Raw genomic sequence first — 19,914 nt, forward strand, 5'->3', positions numbered from 1 at the left:
TTCACCCTGAGCTTGTCGAAGGGCGGCCGAACTCCCGAACGCCAGGACGCGCTTTGCCAAGAGCGAACGGGATAGGTGACCCCGGTTTAACCACGATGCCTTAACCCGGCTCGGCTAAGGCATCGCCCAATGCTTCGCGTGCTGACCCTTTCGACCCTGTTTCCCGACGCTTCGCGGCCCAATTTCGGGGTGTTCGTCGAGCGGCAGACGCTTGGGCTCGCCGCGCGTCCCGATGTCGCGCTGACCGTGGTAGCGGGAATCGGCGTACCGCCCTGGCCGCTCTCGCGACACCCGCGCTATCGCCAGTTTGCGGCGGTTCCGACACATGAGACGTGGAAGGGCGTCGAGGTGCTGCGCCCGCGCTTCACGGTGCTGCCGGGCACCGCGGGGCGGTTTCACGCATCGGCGCTGCTGCGCGCGGTGCGACGGGGGATTCGCGGACGCGAATTCGACGTCATCGACGCCTCCTTCTTCTTCCCCGACGGGCCGGTGGCGATCGCACTCGGCCGGGAGCGCGGCATCCCGGTATCGATCAAGGCGCGCGGGGCGGATATTCACCACTGGGGTCATGCCGCGGCAACGGCGCGGCAGGTCCGCGACGCCGGTCTGGCGGCGGACGGATTGCTCGCGGTGTCCCGCGCGATGGCTGACGATATCGCCGCGCTCGGCATTCCGGCGGAGAAGGTAAAGGTACATCACACCGGGGTCGATCTCGCGCGGTTCGCGCCGGCCGATCGCGCGGCGGCGAAAGCGGCGCTCGGGGTCGCCGGGCCGCTGGTCGTTTCGGTCGGCGCGCTCATCCCGCGCAAGGGCCATGATGTGGTGATCGACGCGGTCGCGCGGCTCGACGGTGTAACCTTGCTGATCGCGGGCGAGGGCGAGGCACGGGGGGCGTTGGAAGCGCAAATTGCGCGTGCAGGCGTCGGTGATCGCGTGCGGTTGCTTGGTGCCGTGCCGCACGCGCAACTGCCTGCGCTGATCGCCGCCGCCGACGTCATGGCGCTTGCCTCCGCATCCGAGGGGCTGGCGAATGTGTGGGTCGAGGCGCTTGCCTGCGGCACGCCGATCGCCGTGCCCCCGGTCGGCGGTGCGCCCGAGGTGGTAACCGCGCCGTCAGCCGGCCGTATCGTCCCACGCGAGGCCGGTCCCTTTGCCGCGGCGATCGCCGATCTCTTGGGCGCGCCGTTGCCCGCCGAAGTGGTGCGCGCGCATGCGCTGGGCTTCACCTGGGAAGCGAATACCGTCGCGCTTTACGCGCATCTCGCGGGATTGGTTCAGACGAGGGGGTAAAGCGCCGCGGCGATCGTTCGCCCCTCGTTGCGCAGCACGCCCCAGGCGCGCGCCGCGGCGCGGCTGTCCATCGCCTCGACCCCGATGCCGCGTTCTTCCAGAGCCGCCACCAGCGCGCGTGGCGGGCGCGAAAGCTCGCTGCCGGTGCCGATCAGGATGAATTCGGGGACCGCCGCGATCAGCGGCGCGAGGTCGTCGACGGAAAGTGCCTCAAGCGCCGGCGGGGTCCATTCCGCCACCGAATCGACCGTCATGATCAGCGCGGGGAAAATGCCGTCGTCGGTGCGAAACCCGCCGGGGCCGATCCCTTTGACGATCGGCCCGGCGGGATCGCGCGTGCGTTCCAGTTTCACCGGCGAAGGTCAGCCTTCGCGCGGGCCGACGCGCTCGGCGCGGTCCGCCGCGCCGCCACGCCCCGCGACCGGCTCGGCGCGCAGCCCGAGCGTGATCAGCAGCGACGACGACACGTAGATCGACGAATAGGTGCCGACCACGATGCCGAGGATCATCGCCGCGGTGAACCCGCGCAGCACGTGCCCGCCGAGGAACAGCAAGGCGAGCAGCGCGAGCAGGATCGTCACCGAGGTCATCACCGTACGCGGCAGCGTCTCGTTGACCGACAGGTTGATGATCTCACGCATGTCCATCTTGCGATAGCGGCGCATATTCTCGCGGATGCGATCGTCGATGACGATCTTGTCGTTGATCGAATAGCCGATGATCGTCAGCACCGCGGCGACGATGTTGAGATCGAACTCGAACCGCGACAGCGCGAAAAAGCCCAATGTCATCAAAAGATCGTGGACGATCGCCACCACCGTCGAGACGCCGAACTGCCACTCGAAGCGGAAGATCGCGAACAGCCCGATGCCGAGGATGGCGAGCACCACTGCGAGCACGCCGTTGCGGATCAGCTCGCCCGAAACCTTGCCCGAAACGGTGGAATAGCGGCTGAACGTCGCGCCGGGGAAGCTTTGTGCCAGCGCGGTCTCGACCTTCTTGACGACGGCGTTGGTCGCGCCCTCGTCGGCGCCCTTCTGCGCCGGGAGGCGGATCGTGATCGTCTTGGGATCGCCGAACTGCTGCAACGAGGCATCGCCGACGCCCTGCGCGTCAACCACCTGGCGGACGCGATCGAGGTCGGGAACGGTCGCGAACTTCTCCTCGATCATCAGGCCGCCTTCGAAATCGACGCCGAAGTTGAGGCCCTTGGCAAAGGTAAGCCCGATCGCGAGCAGGCTGAGCGCGAGCGTCAGCCCGAATGCCCAGCCGCGCAGGCGAACGAAATCGATATTGGTATCGTCGGGGACGAGCTTCAGGAGTTTCATCGTATCTCGCTCGCCTCAGATGTTGATCGTCTTGGGCTTGGTGCGGCGCAACCACCCAGCCACCAGCATGCGGGTGAAGGTGACCGCGGTGAACACCGAGGTGACGATGCCGATCAGCAGCACCACCGCAAAGCCCTTCACCGGCCCCGATCCGAGCACGAACATGATCACGCCCGAAATGGCGTGGGTCATATTCGCCTCGAAAATCGTGCGGCTCGCTTCCTTATAGCCCAATTCGACCGATTGGACGATCGATCGTCCGCGATGCCGTTCCTCGCGGATACGCTCGTTGATCAGCACGTTGGCGTCGACCGCGGTGCCGATCGTCAGCACGAAGCCGGCGATGCCGGGCAGGGTGAGCGTGCCGCCGATCAGCGCGAGCACGCCGACGATGACGAACACGTTGATGACCACCGCGAGGTTCGCATAAAGCCCGAACCGCCCGTAGGTGACGAACATGAAGGCGACGACCAGCGCCACCGCGACCGCGGAGGCGAGGATGCCGGCGCGGATCGAATCCGCGCCGAGATCGGGGCCGACGGTTGATTCCTCGACCACCTTCAATGCCACCGGCAGCTTGCCCGAGCGCAGCGCGATCGCGAGCTGGTTGGCGGTGTCGACCGTGAAGCTGCCCGAGATCGACGCCCGGCCGCCCATGATCGGCTCGTTGATATTGGGGGCCGAGATCACGCTATTGTCGAGGATGATCGCGAACGGCTTGTTGACATTCTCCTGCGTCACCTTGGCGAAGCGGCGCCCGCCCTGGCTGTCGAAGGTGATCGCGACCTGCGGCTCGTTGGTCTGCGGCGAGAATTCCTGCCGCGCGTCGGTCAGCATGTCGCCGGTGATGATCGCCGAGCGCTTGACCGCGATGAACGGCACCCCGCTGGGATTGTTCGGATAGGGCAGGATCTGGCTGCCGATCGGCGCCTGCTTGTTGCGCAGCTGATCGGGCGTGGCAGTGGTATCGACCAGCTTGAATTCGAGCTTGGCGGTCTTGCCGAGCAGGTCCTTCAGCGCCTGCGGGTTCTGCAGCCCCGGCACCTGGACGACGATGCGGCTCGAGCCCTGGCGGATGATCGTCGGCTCGCGCGTGCCGAGCTCGTCGATACGGCGGCGGACCACTTCGGTCGCGTCGCCCATCGCGCGGTCGACCGCCTGGTTGAGCCCGGCGGTCGTCGGGGTCAGCACGAAACGGCTGGTGTCGACGACCTGGATGTCCCATTCGCGCTGGCCGGTCATCCCCGCGCCGCCGCCGGTGATCGACAGCAGCCGCTCGCGCGCCGCGTCGACCTGCGTCGGATCGCGCAGCATGAAGGTGAGATTGCCGTCGCGCGTCGAGATATCGCCGATCTCGATCCGCGGGTTCTGGCGGCGCATCTCGGTCTGCACCTGTTCGCGCATCTGCTCCAGCCGGCTCGACTGAAGATCGTTCACGTCCGCTTCGAGCAGCAGATAGCTGCCCCCCGCGAGATCCAGCCCGAGGTTGACGCGCGGATGCGGGAAGCGCCCCCAGCCATCGGTGACGCGCTGCGGCAGCAGGCTGGGGACGGCGAGCGCCACCAGCACCGCGAGAAGCGCCCAGATCGATGCGACCTTCCAGCGCGGGAAATCGAGCATATCAGTCGTTCGCCGGCTTGCCGCCGAGCGGATTGACCTCGGCCAGCGTCGCCTTGACCACGCGGATGCGGGTGTTGGCGGCGATCTCCACCTCGACGAAGGCGTCTTCCACCTTGGTCACCTTGCCCACGACGCCCCCGGCGGTGACGACCGAATCGCCCTTCTTCACCGAGGCGACCGCATTCTGCAGCGCCTTCATCCGGCGTTGCTGCGGGCGGATCATCAGGAAATAGAAGACGATGAACACCAGGAACAAAGGCGCGAGGCCAAGGAAACTGGCGAATCCACCCTGTTGCGCGGCGCCCCCGGCGACCTGGGCGTAAGCTGGAGAAATGAGCATTTTACCCGTTCATGACTAAAGGGCGGACGAAATTCGCCCGCGAAGCCTGCGCCGCTAACATCGGAACGATATTGGCGCAACATGAGCCGGCGTTTAAGCCGGTCGTCCAGCCCTTTCTCCCCGTCATTCCCGCGCAGGCGGGAATCCATAAGCTCTGCCGTTGCGCCTCTATCCGCGACGCCAGCCAGAATGGATTCCTGCCTGCGCGGGAATGACGGGGAAGCATTTTAAATTTATGGCTGACCTGGCAAGCGATAGGAGAGACGATGACGATATTGGTGATGGGCACGATATTGCTGCCCGAAGGCGAGGGCGCCAAGGCCGCGCAATTGTTCGCTGATCATGCGAAACTGGTGCGCACCGAGGCGGGATGCGACGAATATTGTTTCGCCTTCGATACCGAGAATCCCGATCTGATCCGTGTCGCCGAACGCTGGGCGAGCGTCGAGGCGCTGGCGGCGCACGGCGCGGCCGAGCACCAGAAAGCCTTCGGCCGCGCACTCCGCGCCCACGCGCCGCGCGAGATGGCGGTCGATGCGTGGGACGGGCAGCATTGGCGCAAGCTGATCTGAGATATACCACCACTCTTCCCCCCTCCCTGGTGAAGGGAGGGGCTGGGGGTGGGTGGGTATGAGGTGCGCGACACCGTGCCCCACCGGGCCAACCCATCCCTCGTTCAAGGGAGGGGAGGCAAGTTGACTGTGAGAATTGAGGCGAGAAACACGCCTCAACCCGCTTGCGTTGTCGGCAGGGGGCGCGTAGAGGCCGCCCTCCGGTCGGGGCGTAGCGCAGCCTGGTAGCGCATCACACTGGGGGTGTGGGGGTCGCAGGTTCGAATCCTGTCGCCCCGACCAATTTTCTTCCTGTCATCAACGTTGGGACGCGGGCGCGCATCGCGCGCGTCCGACGCGGCGCTGCGTCGATCCGGCCGATCCGGTCATGACGGATTTGTCATGGTGCGCCCACCCGCCTTCAAGGGCCGACGGCGCACGATCGGCGCGGGAAATCGATCATGCCGCGTTCATATTATCCTTGTCCTGCCGCCCTTTACCGGAGCTTCCGGCGATGAACGGGCTGCGCGCCGCGAGTTGGGCCGCCGTCGGCGCCGCTGCGATCGGCGCGGGCGCGTTCGGGTTGCTCGCCGGCGGGCTGCCACACGGCCCGGTCCGCGGCGCGGTCGGCGGGGCGACCTATTCCCCGGTGACCCGCGCCAAGCGACATGTGCTGGTCGTCACCAGCCTGCGCACCGGTGGGGCGGAGGCGTCGGCGGGTCTGAAGGTGGGTGACATGATCGAGGAAGTGAACGGCGCCACCGACGCCTCGCTCGTCGCGTTACGCGCCGCCGAAGCGCGTCCCGAGCCTACATTGTTGAAGGTGAAGCGCGATGGTGGTGACGTCCAGACATTGACCTTGCTAAAGGAGGCGCCGGGAGGCGCGATTTGAGCAAGATCCTATTGGTCGAAGATGACGATTCGACCGCCGATTATATCTCCAACGGGCTGAGCGAGGCTGGCTTCGTCGTCGATCGCGTCGACAACGGGCGCGATGGCCTGTTCCAGGCGACCGACGGCGGATATGATTGCATCATCCTCGATCGGATGCTGCCCGGGCTCGACGGCATGGCCGCGCTTGCCGCGATCCGTGCCGCGGGGGTGACGACCCCGGTGCTGATCCTTTCGGCGATGAGCACCCCGGAAGATCGCGTCGCCGGGCTAACCTCCGGCTCCGACGACTATCTCACCAAGCCGTTCGTATTCGCCGAATTGCTCGCGCGGGTGCGGCTGCTGGTGCGGCGGGGGCAGGCGGGGGGCAATGCGCCCGAGACCAAACTTGTCTGCGACGATCTGGAGATGGATCTGCTTGCGCATCGCGTGAAACGCGCGGGCAAGCCGATCGAGCTCCAGCCGCGCGAATTCCGGCTGCTCGAATATCTGCTGCGCCATGTCGAGCAGGTGGTGACGCGCACGATGCTGCTTGAAGGCGTGTGGGATTATCACTTCGATCCCGGCACCAACGTCACCGACGTGCATATCAGCCGGCTGCGCAAGAAGATCGACGAGGGCTTTGCCCGGCCGCTGCTGCATACGGTGCGCGGCGCAGGTTATAAGCTGGGCGTCGAGCGATAAGGCTGCGGCTGCCCCGCTCGACGACGCTGCGCTTCGCGGCGCTCGTATTCGGATTGCAACTCGCCGGCGCCGGGATCGTGTTGCTGACCGTGCGCGAGATCACGCGCGGGCAGATCACCGCCGCCGCCGGGCGGGGCGCAGAACGGGTGCGCCACAACCTGATCGACACCTATCGCCGCGGCGGGATCGGCGCGACCCAGGCGGCGGTGACGCGGCTGATCCGCGCGCGTGGGCCGCAGCTCGTGCTGTTGCTGGTCGATCGCGACGGCCGCTTTCTGGCGGGCAATGTCGCCGATTGGCCGCCGACTGTGATCGCCGGGGGCGAGCCGCAGACGATCGAGATCTTCCGCATCGACCGCGAGCTTTCGGAACGGATGCGCGTCGTCGCCACCCGTTTGCCCAACGGCGCGCGGATGCTGACCGGGCATGTCATCGAAAGCGAATTGCGCTTCGCCCGCGCGATGGAGGAGGCAATGCTGCTCGCGATGGCGCTCGCGCTGATCTTCGCCGGGATGGCAGGGGTGTTCGCCGCGCGGATGATCGAGCGCCGGCTCGGACGCACCGTGGCGACCGCGGATGCGGTCGCGGCGGGCGATCTGTCGCGCCGCGTGCCGCTGCGCGGGGGAAGCGACGCGTTCGAATCGCTCGCGCTGGCGGTCAATGCGATGCTCGATCGCATCGCCGCGCTGGTCGGCGAGCTGAAGGTGGCGACCGACGGGCTGGCGCACGATCTGCGCGCGCCGCTCACCCGGCTGCGCGCGACGCTGGAGCGCGCGCTCGCCGCCGCGCCCGACGAGGCCGGACGCGCGATGATCCTGCGCGCGATGGACGAGGGCGAACGGCTGCTGGCGATGCTCGATACCGCGCTGCGCATCACCCGTGCCGAGGCCGGGCTCGGGCGCGAGGCGTTCGGCGATATGGACGTCGCGGTGATGCTCGCCGACCTGGCCGATATGTTCGGCCCGCTCGCCGAGGATCGCGGGATGAGCGTCACGACCCGGGCCGACGGGCCGATCATGATCCACGCCAATCGCGAGATGCTCGGGCAGGCGCTCGCCAACCTCGTCGACAATGCGCTGAAATATGGCGCGGGAGAGGTGACGCTCTCCGCCGAAGCGACCCCGCGCGAGGTGGCGATCGCCGTCGCGGATCACGGCCCCGGCATCCCCCCCGAGGCGCGCGAAGACGCACTGAAACGCTTTGGCCGGCTCGATACCGCGCGACAGGAGGGCGGGGCGGGGCTCGGGCTGTCGCTCGTCGCGGCGGTGGCGCATCTCCACGGCGGGCGGTTGACGCTGGGCGACAATGCCCCCGGCCTCACCGCGACGATGACGTTGCTGCGTTAGGCGCGGACGGCGGGGGCTCTTACACTGCCAGCCGCCGCGCCCGCGCCTGCCGGCGCATCACCCCGCCGACCGCGCCGAAGCCGATGATCATCATCGCCCAGGTCCCCGGCTCGGGGACGGCGGCGGCATGCGGGCCGGTCAGCGAGACATTGTCGAGCAGCGAGAAGGGCGGCTGCCCGGTGGGGGCGCCCTCGGCGATGAAATAGAGATAGGAGGAGGTCGAATCGGCGACGAAATCGAAGGTCTGGTTAGTCCAGTTGATAAAGCCGTGTTCCGGGACGGTGACGGTCGGCGTCGCGCCGTAGGTTCCGTTTTTCGCCTTGGTCGGATCGCTCGTCACCCCGAAGGACCAGCCGGCGGTCGGCGCGCCATCGAAGCCATATTGCTGAGCTGCGGCCCACTCGAACGAAACGCTATAGGCTTGGCCCACGATCAGCCCGGTGACGAGCTGGCTGATCGCCCCCTGATACCAGGCGCCGTCCGCGGCGATGAAATTGCCGCCGTTCGAACTGGAGGCAAAACCGTTGTCGGCACCCTTTCCCGGACCCCACAAACCGAGATGTCCTCCCTTCCTGCCGAGAACGCCGGTCGTCGTAAATTCCTGGTCGTCGCCAAGGAACGCATATCGATCGGCGCTCAGTTTCGACAGGTCCCCCTTGAGAGTCGAATTCCATCCCGTCACCAGGGTGACCGTCCCGATCTGCCCGGAATCCCGCGTCGCTTGTTCGAACCCGCCATTGACGACGAACTGGTGGTTCGGACCGGCGAGTGCCGGAGATATCTGGGTCGCGACCGCCGCGATTGCGAATACGAACGAAGACATCGCTTTACGCGTCAGGGAATCAAAAATGTTCATCGCCATTTCTCGCAACACCGGTTGATCGCGTAATGGATTTCCAATCCGCTTGAGGTCGATCTGCGAGATTTGGCGGCAGCCTTGAATGGTTAATTCTCGATTTATCGTGCCAACCTGAAACAAAGCGCTCGGATTTTACATAAGTTTACTCATCGCATCGCGCGTGTTGGAGCCGCCTCGCAGGCCGTCACACGTGTGAACTTCGTGAACTTTGGCGCGGCTGCTTAGAGCCGTCGGGCGTTCAGTCGTGATCACGTCGAGCCGCACTTGTGCTCCCGCGAAGGCGGGAGCCCAGACTGGGTCCCCGTCGTGGGTTCCCATCAAAGTAATACTTTGATGGGGGCCCTTCGCGGGGACATAAAGAGGGAAGGACGATCCCGTTGAAGGCCGGAACGGGCTCGATGCCCTAAGCCGCCTGCACCCGGCCCGAGCGTTCCAATTTGCCCCAGCCGACCACCCAGCCGCCGATCGCCGAGCTGATCGCACGGAGCACGACCCAATACATGATCTGGCGATAGACCAGCCGCTGCGCGACGAGCAGGAAGGCGGGGTAACGCACCTTCCGTCCGTCGAGGCGATAAGCGATCCAGCCGCAGATCACATCGATCGCGGTGAAGCTCAGCCAGTAGAGCCCCATTTTCCCGACATCGCCGCTGGTCTGCGCCCAGCCGTGCTGGGCGACGCGCATGATCGTGCCGACGATCGAGACGATCAGCGCCAGGTCGATCAGCGGGGAGATGGCGGCGAAGGCGATCTGGAACAGCCACGCCTGCGGCAGCCCGACATGCGCGAGCCCGGGGGGCTTGCCGCTGGCGATCACCCCGCGATGCTTCCACAGGCATTGCAGCGTGCCGAACGCCCAGCGGTAACGCTGCTTGGCGAGCGCGCGGAAGGTTTCGGGCGCCTCGGTCCACGCCACTGCGCGCGGATCGTAGGAGACGCGCCAGCCCGCGCGCTGGATCGCGATCGTCAGATCCTGATCCTCGGCCAGCGTATTCTCCGGATAGCCGCCGACCGATTCGAGCGCCGTACGGCGCCACGCCCCGACCGCGCCCGGCACCACCGTCATCGCGTCGAACCCGGCGAGCGCGCGCCGCTCGAGGTTCTGCGCGGTGATATATTCGATCGCCTGCCAGCGCGTGACGAGGTTGACCCGGTTGCCGACGCGCGCGTCGCCCGCCACCGCGCCGATCGCGGGATCGGCGAACCAGCGGGTGAGCCGCGCGATCGTCTCGGGTTCGAACTGGGTATCGGCATCGAGCGCGATCACCACCTCGCCGCTCGCCTGCGCCAGCGCGCGGTTGAGCGCGGCGGCCTTGCCGCCGTTGACCAACGTCATCAGCGTGACGCGCGGATCGTCGGCAAAGGCTTCGGATACGAGCGCGCTGGTGCGGTCCTTCGATCCGTCGTCGGCGACGATCACCTCGAGCCCCGGATAGTCGCTGGCGAGCACGCGGCGGACCGAGGAGACGATCACGCGCTCCTCGTTATACGCCGGGATGATCACCGAGACCGCGGGGTGGAAATCGGGCGGTACCGCACGACGTCGGCGCGTCTGCAGCCAGGCGAGCCCGGCCATCAGCACTGCGCGGGCGATGCCGAGCGCGATCGCGACATAGAACAGCCAGGACAGCGCCACCGAGGCAAGCGCCAGCGCGATGAAGATGCCGACATCGGTCCGCACCGCGAGCAGATCGCGCCCGGTCACCTCGGGCATCGCCACCGATTGCGGGATGTTGACCAGCCCCGAGGCGGTGACGAAGCTGTAGCCGCGCGCGCGCAGCCCGGCGATGATCTGCGGCAACGCCTCGATCGTCTGCTGGCGGTCGCCGCCGCCGTCGTGGAGCAGCACGACATTGGTCGAGCGGTCCGGGGTCTCGTCATCGACCTGCTGGAGCACCTGGCGCACGATTTCGTCGGTGCCGGGGCGCTGCCAGTCGTTGGGATCGACGTGCAGCCCGACGACGGTATAGCCGTGCTGCTGCGCGATTAGCGCCGGGCCGAGTTCGTCGGTCGTGGTCGGCTCCGCGTCGCCGAAATAGGGCGCGCGGAACAGCGTCATCGACCGCCCGGTATAGGCCTGCACCAGCCGCTGCGTCGTGTTGAGCTCCAGATTGACGGTCTGGTCGTTGCTCAGCGCGAGATTGGGGTGGGTATAGGTATGGTTGCCGATCTCGGACCCGCCGGCGACGATGCGGCGCAGCAGCTGTGGATGCTGGAGCGCATTCTCGCCGATCACGAAGAAGGTGGCGGGAACATGCTCGCGCTCGAGGATATCGAGGATCTTGGGCGTCCATTCCGCATCGGGGCCGTCGTCGAAGGTCAGCGCGATCTTCTTCGGCACCGCGCCGGTGCGCTGGACGACATAGGGCGTCGGCAGCGAGACATAATCCTCGCGCCGGATCATCGCATCCTTGTCGTATTTCACCCGGCGCACACCCTCGGTGGGGGAGGAGGTGATGCGCAGGATCTCGCCCGATCCCTCGACGTCGACGTTGAGGAACGACTGGATCCGGCTGAGCACCGGCACCTTGTTGGGCAAGGTGGTGCGGAAGGCGGCAAGCGCGTTCCAGAACCCCGGATCCTCGGTGCCGAGCCGCCACATCGCGATATTGGCGATGCCCAGCTTGCGCAGCACGACGAACTGGTTCCAGCTCGTCGCCGCATCGAGCATCCAGATCTGATGCTGAGTATTGTCCTCGTCATAGGCGAAGCCGGCGTTGCCGCTGGCGGGATCGAAGGTGATCGGCGCCTGGCTGTCGCGCGCGGCGAGCCACGCTTCTTCCACCGCCATCGTGTCGGCGGTATTATCATGCCAGTCATAGCCATAGCTGCCGAGCGCGACGATCAGCTTGTCGTGCCCGACCTGGTGCAGCGCATCCTCGACCACCTGGACGAACCACGGCTGCGAGGCGATCGGCCCGGCCGACCCGCTCTGCCAATGTTCGTCATAGGCCATCAGGATGACGTTATCGACGACCCGCGCGAAGCTCGCGAGGCGCCATTCGGGCTCGCCCGCGGGGACGGTGACGGCCAGCGTCGCACTCTGCGGCAGCGCCCTGTTGAGCTGGTCGAGGAACGAGACATAGGCGGGCAACGCCTCGGGCGGCAGGCTTTCGTAATCCATCACCAGCCCGGAGGCGCGGACATTGGCGACGGTCGCGACGAGCTTGTCGATCAGCGCCTTGCGTCGCGCGGGGCTGCGCAGCATCGTCGCGACGCCTTTGCCGTCCCATTGCTGGTTGACGATATTCTGCACCATCGGCAGCAGCTTGGGCGGGTGTTGCGCCGAGGCGAGCACCTGCGCCAGCCGCGGCGCGCGCGCCTGATAGATATTGCCATTGGCGTCGCTGGTCAGGATCGCCGGCACCACCCAGTCGAGCGCGTTGATATTGCGCTGGAGCGAGGTGATCCCGCCGTCGAAGCTGGGGGCGTAGAATCCGATCGTCACCGGCTTGCCGCCGGTGCCTTTGGCCGGCCGGGTGTTGCGCGCGATATGCGGCAGCCAGCGCGAGGAGACTCGGCCGCTCGGCGTCGCCTTGGGGTTGAACGGCTGCGCCTGGCGATGCGCGAACGGCAACGGCAGCCCCGGCCCCGATGGGACTGCGACGAGCGTCGTGGCAAAAGCGAATGCCACCAGCATGATCAGCGCGATCAGAAGCGCGACCGAGCGTCGCGCCCGTGTGCCCCGCCGGCCGCTGGGATCGTAGAAGATCGGAGTATTCAATTTATCGTTCCCGGATCGCGCCTTTTCATCCTGCGCGCGTGCGGGCCGCTATAGCAAGCCCCGCCGCAGATGCGGTGTTCTGCGCATTAAGCTTTTGTCATTTCGGGACCGACGCTGCCGATGCGCCGCGCCGCCAGCGCGAGCCAGATCAATGCGGGCAGCGCCAGCGTTTCCCACAGGATGAAGCCGGCACCAGGCGACCAGTTCATCCAGTCGCTGGCGAAGGTGCGCAGATGGCCGTTGAGGAACGGCACGAACACCACGTCGCGCAATTGGAACGACACGATCGGGCTGCCGTAGATATCCGTCGCGGCCATGCAGGCGTTGATCGCGATCGACAGCAGGATCACCTCCGCGGGCAGGTAGCGACCGATCCCGCGCCCGCGCGCCGCCCAGGCGGGGGCGATGCCGAGCGCGAGCACCCCGACGAGCGGGATCGAGTGGCGCGGGCCGGTGGAATTGCCGCCGTCCCAGTAATAATAGCCGGCATTGATCAGCAGCGTGATCGCCACCACCGCCGCGACGACGATCCCGATATCGCGGGTGGCGCGCGCGCGGATCATCAGGAACAGTCCCCACAACCCGAGCAGCAGCGCGGGCGCGAACCACAGCAGCCCGCGCTTATGCCCCAGCGTGATGTTCCACAGCACCGCCGGATCGGGCACGCCGATGCCGAACAGCCCGCGGTTCATCCCGTCGAACCCGACCACGCCTTCGTAACCGAGCTGGAACGGATCGCCGAACGCGAACAGATTATACGCGGCGAGCGGCAGCAACCCGATGATCCCGCCGAGCGCGGCGAGCCCGATCACCGTCACGCGGTCGGCGCGACGCCACGCGCGCCATGTCGCCCATAAGGCGATGGCGGTGCCGGCGATGACCGTGGGATATTCGATCACCACCGCCCAGCCGAGGCTCAGCCCGAGCACGAAGGCGGGCCAGCGCCGCGTCTCGGCGCCGCGTGTCGCGCGGACCCCGGCCCATAAGGCGATGATGAACAAGGCCGCGACGGGGGCGTGGCCGAGCAAAGAGGTCGACCAAGCCCAGGCCGGGGTGCCGAGCCCATAGCCGATCGCGGCGGCGAGCGCCGCGGGGGCGCTGCCGGTGAGCATCAGGGCAAGGTCGAACAACAGCATCGCGGCGATCGCGGTGAGCAACGCGGGGCCGGTCGCCACTGCCAGCCGGGTGCGCACGCGGATAAACCGCGCGAACGGGCTGGCGGAGGTGAAGATCGCATAATCGCCGCTGCGCGCAGGCGACAGCGCGTGGAGCGCCGCGACCGCCGGGATCGCCATCAGCGACATCCCCGGCGCTTTGTCGAGATAGAGATGCCCGCCGAACTGCGCCTTGTCGGTGGTCGCCGAATCGAACTGGTCGATCGTTGCCTCGCCGCGCTCGACCATCACCAACGTGGCGAACAGGCGGACCGCATTGTTGGTGTTCATCTCCCACGATCCGAACCAGCTGCAACTGGCCCAGACGAGCAGGAACAGCACGATCCTGATCGGGCGAAGCCGCCCGCCGGCGTTTGTCACACCGCGACGAAGGCGTTGGCGGCGCGATCCTTGCGCACGCGATCGGCGGCGAACACCGTGCCGTTCATCGCGATCCACACCCCGGCGGGGGCGATCTGCGCGGTGGCGAAGGCCATGCCGAGGTTGAAGGTCGCGTCGCTGTCCGCGAAACGCGCCGGCGCCAGCGCGCCGACCAGCACGATCGTCTTGCCCGCGATCGGCTGGAGCGCCTTGGCGGTTTCGGTCATCGTGTCGGTGCCGTGGGTGATGACGATATGGCTTTCGGGCGCGTCAGCCACCGCCCTGGCGATCGCGGCGCGATCGGCGTCGTCGAGCTCGAGGCTGTCCTTGCGCATCAGCCCTTCGACGCGGAACGGCTTCTTGACGCGTGCGGTGGCGAGCAGCCGATCGACCACGCTGTCGCCGATCTGATATTCGCTGAGCGCGTCGAAATAGAGCTTGTCGATCGTGCCCCCGGTGGTGAGCACCAATATATCCGCCATCATCCAACCTCTTGCTTCCGGCCGCCTCCTAGAACGGATCGGCCGTCAGCAGAACCCGGGTTTTACGCGGCCCCGTCGTCACCCTTTTGCTCCTCTTCCTGGTGAAGGGCGGGGGAGAAGGTTGGTCTGCTGCTCGTCTTATTTCGTCAGGTCGGTCAGCAGCGAGCGATAATAGGTCACGCCGAGCGGCACGTTATCCACCGGGGTGCGCTCGTTGAGGCCGTGACTGAACTCGTCCGATTCCTTGATGAAGATCGGGCTGACCCCGTAGCTCGGGATGCCGACCGCGCGGAAGTGCATCGAATCGCTCGCCCCCGCCGACATCGACGGGAACACCGGCACCCCCGGCCGCACCGAACGGATCGCCTTGGTCACCGCATTCATCAGATCGGGGCGCAGCGGCGAGGCGTCGGTGGGGTTGGAGCCTTCGGTGACGTCCTTGAACTTCACGCCGGGATCGGCCGCGACCTTCTCCAGCTCGGCCATCACCGCAGCGGGCTTCACCCCGGGGAAGATGCGGCAATTGATGTTGGCGGTCGCGCGTTGCGGCAGCGCGTTGAGCGCATGCCCGCCCGACAGCATCGTCGAGACGCAGGTGGTGCCGATCTGCCCGACATAGGCCGGGCTCGCCGCGAGCGTCTCGATCGCCTTTTCGTCGGCGGGATTGGCGGCGAACGCCTTCATCGCCGCGCCGATTTCGGGGGTCTGCAGCGGGGCGGCGCCGTCGAAATAGGCCTTGGTGATCGGCGAGAGCTGCGGGGTGAAGCGATAATTGCCGATGCGGACGAGCGCCGCGGCCAATTCGTTGATCGCATTCACCTTGCGCGGTGCCGAGCTATGCCCGCCGGGGTTGGTCACCTCGAGCTGGAAATCGGCATAGGTCTTTTCGGCGGCGCTGATCGAGAAATATTTCGGCTTGCCGTCCTCGCTGAGCATCCCGCCGCCGCCGTCGACGTTGAGCACCATCTCCGCGCCCTTCACCTTGGAGGCGAGGATCGCCGAGGTCTTCATCGTCGTTTCCTCGTCGCCCGAATAAGCGAGGATCAGATCGCGCTTCGGCTTGTAGCCTGCGCGCTTCATGTCGATCACCGTCGCGGTAACCATCGCGAGATCGAGCTTCATATCGGTCGCGCCGCGGCCGAACAAATAGCCGTTCTCGACGACAGGAGTGAAGGGATCGCGCTGCCAGTCGGCCGGTTTTGCCTCTACGACATCCATATGGCCGGAAATGACAAGCGGCTTCGCCTTCGGGGCGGTGCCGCGCCAGCGCAGCAGCAGATAGGCGGTGTCGTCGACCGGCTCGACCGTCACGTCATCGGCGGAAAAGCCCGCTTCGACGAACAATTGCTTGAGGTAGCGGGCCAGCTCCGGGGTCTGGTTGCCGGGCCCCTGGACGCTGCGAAACGCGATCGCGCGCTTGGCGATCGCCAGCGCATTATCGGCGGCGTTGCCGGCCGGCGCCGCTTGCGCCGTCCCTGCCAGCAGGAGGGAAATAGCTACGGCAAGACCAGTCGTTTTCATGCGCCACCTTTTTTGGTTTGACCCTGAAGGAATGACGCTAACGCGGCGGGCTGCAAGCCGAAAGACTTAATTCTCCGACGGCGCGGAGAAGATCGGAAACGGCGGGAAGCAGATATGAGAAGAGGTTGTCGGACGCCGCCGAAACGGCGCCCGACAACCCCTAAACATGGTCAGCGGCCGGAGAGTTCCAGCCCGGGAGACCATGCGAGCCTCCGTACCTATGAACCGCGTCGTTGATTGGAGGAGGATACCTCCCGGCGCGGCCCGGCGGTGTTAGAAGCGCGTCCCCCGAACGAACTGAACCGACCCCATTGCTGAACCATGAGACATCGGATCACCTCCTTTCGCTGGTTGAAGACGTATTGTGGCTTGACCCACGCTGGTTATTTCGGGCGTCGGGTCGGAATAAACAAGTCTTGTTTTTAAAGATGTTTTGAACGATCTTCGATGGCTGTTGCGCTCCATTTCAGATCGCGACTCGTTTCACCCCCGACAATCTTCGATCACCCGCCCGACTTCGGCATAAGCGGGAATCACCAGCGTCGCCGCGCCCTGCTGCTGGATGACGAATCGCCCACGGCTGAACGCCATCGCATCGAGCAACGGATCGTTGATCGCGAGCGCGGCGGCGACATAGGGCTGCGCGCCGCCGGTCGGCTGCACCGCCACCGCGCGACTCACGCTGCTGGTGCGCACGGTGATCGGCGCGATCCCGGCGCCGGTGCGCGAAAGATACATCCGCCGCTCGCTCCGGTCGCAACGCAGCACGACGACCGCATCGCCGCCGTCGCCGAACATCGCACGCGTGCCGCGGCTGTCGGCGGCGTAGCGCCAGGTGCCGGGCGTCAGCGGCCAGTCGCGCCAATCGTCGGCGAGCGGCGGCGGTGCGGTGACGGCAGGCGGTGGCGGCGCGGGCGCCGGGGCACGGACCACCGGCGGCGGGGCGGGCGGGGCGCTGACGCAGGAGGCGAGGGCAAGCGCGGCAAGCGCGGAACCGGCGGGCAAGATACGACGACGCATGGTATGTAGATATGACGAGGCACGCGCTCGCGCTCAACCGGAACCAGCACGGGCGCCGATCGGTTCAGCGCAGAAGGAGGCGCGGAATGACGATGAGCGACAAGAAAAAAGACAACCCCGTCGAGGAAGTGCTGGACGAGGCTTTGGTCGATCCGGCGTCGCCGGCCAACCACCCGTCGAAGAAGCCGCCGCAGACGATCCGCAACGAACCGGCGGAGAAACGCGGGTGTCTCGCGACATTCCTGCCGCCGTGGGTTGGCGCGAAGGGCCGCGGTGAAGGGCCGCATAATCACATTTGAGGAGCGCGGGCGGCGCGCGCTATGACAATCGTGCCGCTACCTTTATGTGCTCGCGTGAAGGCGGGAGCCCAGGCTGGGTCCCCGCCTTCGTGGGGACATAAGAGGTGATAACCACCGCGGCGCAGGCCGGGGTCCAGCGGCGGGCCGGTGGTGACTGGGCCCCGGCCTTTGCCGGGGTGGACGTCAGGTGCTCCGAATTTAACGCGCGATACTCTACCGCCCCCGCCCGCCGAACTTCCGCTGCACCTTGCCGAATCGCGTCTTGCGTGTCCCGGGCTTGCCCTCGTTCGACCGCCCCATGACCGGCGCCTTGTGCTGGTCCGGCGGCAGCCCGAGTTCCTGCTGCTCCAGCGCGCGGATTTCGTCGCGCAGCCGCCCCGCTTCCTCGAATTCGAGGTCGGCGGCGGCCTTGCGCATCTGCTTTTCGAGCTCCTCGATATAAGCGCGCAGATTGTGGCCGACCATGTGCGGCAGATCCTCGTCGATCTCGACCGTCACCTGATCCTTCGAGGCGACATGCGCGATGATGTCGCCGATATTCTTGCGCACCGTCGCCGGGGTGATGCCGTGCAGGCGGTTATATTCCTCCTGCTTCTCGCGGCGCCGCGCGGTCTCGTTCATCGCGCGCTCCATCGATCCGGTGATGCGATCGGCATAGAGGATCACCCGCCCGTCGACGTTGCGCGCGGCGCGCCCGATCGTCTGGATCAACGAGGTCTCGGAACGCAGGAAGCCTTCCTTGTCGGCGTCCATGATGCACACCAGCCCGCATTCGGGGATATCGAGCCCCTCGCGCAGCAGGTTGATCCCGACCAGCACGTCATAGACCCCGAGCCGCAGGTCGCGGATCAACTCGATCCGCTCCAGCGTCTCGACGTCGGAATGCATGTAGCGGACCTTGACCCCCGCCTCGTGCATATATTCGGTGAGGTCCTCCGCCATCCGCTTGGTCAGCGTGGTGACGAGCGTGCGATAGCCCTTCTCGGCGGTCTTGCGGCATTCGACGATGCAATCCTGCACCTGTTCCTCGACCGGGCGGATCTCGACCGGCGGGTCGATCAGCCCGGTCGGGCGGATCACCTGCTCCGAGAAGACCCCGCCGGTCTGCTCCATCTCCCAGCTGCCGGGGGTGGCGGAGACGCACACCGTCTGCGGGCGCATCGCATCCCATTCGTTGAAGCGCAGCGGGCGGTTGTCGATGCAGGAGGGGAGGCGGAAGCCATATTCGGCGAGCGTGATCTTGCGCCGGTGGTCGCCGCGCGCCATCGCGCCGACCTGCGGCACCGTCTGGTGGCTCTCGTCGACGAACAGCAGCGCGTTTTCCGGGAGATATTCGAACAGGGTGGGGGGCGGCTCGCCGGGCAGGCGCCCGGTGAGGAAGCGCGAATAATTCTCGATCCCCGCGCAGCTGCCGGTCGCCGCGATCATCTCCAGATCGAAATTGGTGCGCTGTTCGAGCCGCTGCGCCTCGAGCAGCCGGCCCTCGCCGGTCAGTTCCTTGAGCCGTTCGGCCAGCTCATGCTTGATCGCCTCGGTCGCCTGTTTGAGCGTCGGCCCCGGGGTCACATAGTGCGAATTGGCGTAGACGCGGACATGATCGAGGCTCGCCACCTTCTTGCCCGTCAGCGGATCGAATTCGACGATCTCCTCGATATCGTCGCCGAAGAAGGAGATGCGCCAGGCGCTATCCTCATAGTGCGACGGGAAGACCTCGAGATTGTCGCCCTTCACGCGGAAATTGCCGCGCGCAAAAGCGGCGTCGTTGCGCTTGTACTGCAGCGCGACGAGCTTGCGCACGATCTCGCGCTGGTCGACCGTCTGGCCCTTCTTGAGATCGAAGATCATCGCCGAATAGGTTTCGACCGACCCGATGCCGTACAGGCATGAGACCGAGGCGACGATCAGCACGTCGTCGCGCTCGAGCAGCGAGCGCGTCGCGGAGTGGCGCATCCGGTCGATCGCCTCGTTCACGCTCGACTCCTTCTCGATATAGGTGTCGGAGCGCGGCACATAGGCCTCGGGCTGGTAATAATCGTAATAGCTGACGAAATATTCGACCGCATTCTCGGGGAAGAAGCTCTTGAACTCGCCGTAGAGCTGCGCCGCGAGGATCTTGTTGGGCGCGAGCACCAGCGCCGGGCGCTGCAACTGCTCGATCACCTTGGCCATCGTGAAGGTCTTGCCCGAGCCGGTCACCCCGAGCAGCACCTGATCGCGCTCCCCGGCGCGCGCCGCCTCGACGATCTCGGCGATCGCGGTCGGCTGATCGCCCGATGGTTCGTACTCGCTGACCAGCTTGAATGGCCGCCCGCCCTCGGCCTTTTCCGGGCGCTGCGGACGATGGGGAACGAAGGCCTCGCCGGTTTCGGGCTCGGCGAGGCTGGTGCGGATCTGGATCGCCATGTTCCCTATATGGACCCGGCG

17 protein-coding genes and 1 tRNA gene are annotated in these 19,914 nt (G+C 66.5%); 7 read left to right on the forward strand and 11 right to left on the reverse strand.

Features of this window, described 5'->3' with window-relative positions:
* Positions 1-129 precede the first annotated feature (129 nt).
* Positions 130-1,290, forward strand: a complete 1,161-nt coding sequence (locus NED98_RS03905) for a glycosyltransferase (RefSeq protein ID WP_265312007.1) — start codon at positions 130-132, stop codon at positions 1,288-1,290.
* On the opposite strand, the gene NED98_RS03910 is transcribed toward NED98_RS03905, so the two are convergent.
* The 4 genes from NED98_RS03910 to yajC are packed head-to-tail and all read right to left on the reverse strand — an operon-like array spanning position 1,275 to position 4,578.
* On the reverse strand, positions 1,275-1,643 hold the full coding sequence (locus tag NED98_RS03910) for an Mth938-like domain-containing protein (RefSeq protein ID WP_265312008.1): 369 nt from the start codon (positions 1,641-1,643) through the stop codon (positions 1,275-1,277). The two genes, NED98_RS03905 and NED98_RS03910, sit on opposite strands and share 16 nt — an antisense overlap.
* Positions 1,644-1,652: 9 nt before the next feature.
* On the reverse strand, positions 1,653-2,618 hold the full coding sequence (gene secF / locus NED98_RS03915; protein WP_179511537.1) for a protein translocase subunit SecF: 966 nt from the start codon (positions 2,616-2,618) through the stop codon (positions 1,653-1,655).
* Positions 2,619-2,633: 15 nt separating this feature from the next.
* The gene (gene secD, locus NED98_RS03920; RefSeq protein ID WP_179511538.1) at positions 2,634-4,238 is read right to left on the reverse strand and encodes a protein translocase subunit SecD; all 1,605 of its coding nucleotides are present in this window, start codon (positions 4,236-4,238) and stop codon (positions 2,634-2,636) included.
* A 1-nt stretch (position 4,239) separates the two neighbouring features.
* Positions 4,240-4,578, reverse strand: coding sequence for a preprotein translocase subunit YajC (gene yajC, locus NED98_RS03925; RefSeq protein WP_179511539.1), 339 nt, complete (start codon positions 4,576-4,578; stop codon positions 4,240-4,242).
* A 266-nt stretch (positions 4,579-4,844) separates the two neighbouring features.
* Here yajC and NED98_RS03930 point away from each other — a divergent pair, with 266 nt between their 5' ends.
* From NED98_RS03930 to NED98_RS03950, 5 genes are all read left to right on the forward strand, one after another.
* Complete coding sequence (locus NED98_RS03930) at positions 4,845-5,150, forward strand: putative quinol monooxygenase (RefSeq protein WP_179511540.1); 306 nt, start codon at positions 4,845-4,847, stop codon at positions 5,148-5,150.
* A gap of 205 nt (positions 5,151-5,355) precedes the next feature.
* A tRNA-Pro gene (locus NED98_RS03935) sits at positions 5,356-5,432 on the forward strand.
* Positions 5,433-5,643: 211 nt separating this feature from the next.
* On the forward strand, positions 5,644-6,021 hold the full coding sequence (locus tag NED98_RS03940; protein WP_265269238.1) for a PDZ domain-containing protein: 378 nt from the start codon (positions 5,644-5,646) through the stop codon (positions 6,019-6,021).
* Positions 6,018-6,704: a winged helix-turn-helix domain-containing protein gene (locus NED98_RS03945; protein ID WP_179511542.1), complete on the forward strand. Its 687-nt coding sequence runs from the start codon at positions 6,018-6,020 to the stop codon at positions 6,702-6,704. Before NED98_RS03940 ends, NED98_RS03945 begins: the two co-directional genes overlap by 4 nt.
* A 53-nt stretch (positions 6,705-6,757) precedes the next feature.
* Positions 6,758-8,050: a sensor histidine kinase gene (locus tag NED98_RS03950; protein ID WP_265312009.1), complete on the forward strand. Its 1,293-nt coding sequence runs from the start codon at positions 6,758-6,760 to the stop codon at positions 8,048-8,050.
* 19 nt (positions 8,051-8,069) lie between these two features.
* On the opposite strand, the gene NED98_RS03955 is transcribed toward NED98_RS03950, so the two are convergent.
* The 6 genes from NED98_RS03955 to NED98_RS03980 form a co-directional block, all read right to left on the reverse strand.
* Positions 8,070-9,029 (reverse strand): PEPxxWA-CTERM sorting domain-containing protein, encoded by a 960-nt coding sequence (locus tag NED98_RS03955; RefSeq protein WP_265312010.1) that lies wholly within the window; start codon positions 9,027-9,029, stop codon positions 8,070-8,072.
* A 283-nt stretch (positions 9,030-9,312) separates the two neighbouring features.
* Complete coding sequence (locus tag NED98_RS03960) at positions 9,313-12,633, reverse strand: trifunctional glycoside hydrolase family 18/polysaccharide deacetylase/glycosyltransferase family 2 protein (protein ID WP_265312011.1); 3,321 nt, start codon at positions 12,631-12,633, stop codon at positions 9,313-9,315.
* Positions 12,634-12,719: 86 nt separating this feature from the next.
* Positions 12,720-14,168, reverse strand: coding sequence for a glycosyltransferase family 39 protein (locus NED98_RS03965; RefSeq protein WP_265312012.1), 1,449 nt, complete (start codon positions 14,166-14,168; stop codon positions 12,720-12,722).
* On the reverse strand, positions 14,165-14,650 hold the full coding sequence (locus NED98_RS03970) for an asparaginase domain-containing protein (RefSeq protein WP_432423289.1): 486 nt from the start codon (positions 14,648-14,650) through the stop codon (positions 14,165-14,167). Before NED98_RS03970 ends, NED98_RS03965 begins: the two co-directional genes overlap by 4 nt.
* A 138-nt stretch (positions 14,651-14,788) precedes the next feature.
* Positions 14,789-16,171: a M20/M25/M40 family metallo-hydrolase gene (locus NED98_RS03975; RefSeq protein WP_265312014.1), complete on the reverse strand. Its 1,383-nt coding sequence runs from the start codon at positions 16,169-16,171 to the stop codon at positions 14,789-14,791.
* A gap of 483 nt (positions 16,172-16,654) precedes the next feature.
* On the reverse strand, positions 16,655-17,191 hold the full coding sequence (locus NED98_RS03980; protein WP_265312015.1) for a hypothetical protein: 537 nt from the start codon (positions 17,189-17,191) through the stop codon (positions 16,655-16,657).
* 86 nt (positions 17,192-17,277) lie between these two features.
* Here NED98_RS03980 and NED98_RS03985 point away from each other — a divergent pair, with 86 nt between their 5' ends.
* Positions 17,278-17,490, forward strand: coding sequence for a hypothetical protein (locus NED98_RS03985; RefSeq protein ID WP_265269246.1), 213 nt, complete (start codon positions 17,278-17,280; stop codon positions 17,488-17,490).
* Between the two features lie 213 nt (positions 17,491-17,703).
* Here NED98_RS03985 and uvrB read toward each other — a convergent pair whose 3' ends face one another.
* The gene (uvrB, locus tag NED98_RS03990) at positions 17,704-19,893 is read right to left on the reverse strand and encodes an excinuclease ABC subunit UvrB (protein WP_265312016.1); all 2,190 of its coding nucleotides are present in this window, start codon (positions 19,891-19,893) and stop codon (positions 17,704-17,706) included.
* Positions 19,894-19,914: the final 21 nt, after the last annotated feature.

Source organism: Sphingomonas lycopersici (assembly GCF_026130605.1).
Taxonomy (GTDB): Bacteria; Pseudomonadota; Alphaproteobacteria; order Sphingomonadales; family Sphingomonadaceae; genus Sphingomonas; species Sphingomonas lycopersici.

Excerpts from the sequence above, each read along its gene's own strand:
- NED98_RS03970 (WP_432423289.1), bottom strand. The coding sequence starts at position 14,650 with ATGGCGGATATATTGGTGCTCACCACCGGGGGCACGATCGACAAGCTC.
- yajC (WP_179511539.1), bottom strand. The coding sequence starts at position 4,578 with ATGCTCATTTCTCCAGCTTACGCCCAGGTCGCCGGGGGCGCCGCGCAA.
- NED98_RS03980 (WP_265312015.1), bottom strand. The coding sequence starts at position 17,191 with ATGCGTCGTCGTATCTTGCCCGCCGGTTCCGCGCTTGCCGCGCTTGCC.
- secF (WP_179511537.1), bottom strand. The coding sequence starts at position 2,618 with ATGAAACTCCTGAAGCTCGTCCCCGACGATACCAATATCGATTTCGTT.
- NED98_RS03975 (WP_265312014.1), bottom strand. The coding sequence starts at position 16,171 with ATGAAAACGACTGGTCTTGCCGTAGCTATTTCCCTCCTGCTGGCAGGG.
- NED98_RS03905 (WP_265312007.1), top strand. The coding sequence starts at position 130 with ATGCTTCGCGTGCTGACCCTTTCGACCCTGTTTCCCGACGCTTCGCGG.
- NED98_RS03985 (WP_265269246.1), top strand. The coding sequence starts at position 17,278 with ATGACGATGAGCGACAAGAAAAAAGACAACCCCGTCGAGGAAGTGCTG.
- secD (WP_179511538.1), bottom strand. The coding sequence starts at position 4,238 with ATGCTCGATTTCCCGCGCTGGAAGGTCGCATCGATCTGGGCGCTTCTC.
- uvrB (WP_265312016.1), bottom strand. The coding sequence starts at position 19,893 with ATGGCGATCCAGATCCGCACCAGCCTCGCCGAGCCCGAAACCGGCGAG.
- NED98_RS03940 (WP_265269238.1), top strand. The coding sequence starts at position 5,644 with ATGAACGGGCTGCGCGCCGCGAGTTGGGCCGCCGTCGGCGCCGCTGCG.
- NED98_RS03930 (WP_179511540.1), top strand. The coding sequence starts at position 4,845 with ATGACGATATTGGTGATGGGCACGATATTGCTGCCCGAAGGCGAGGGC.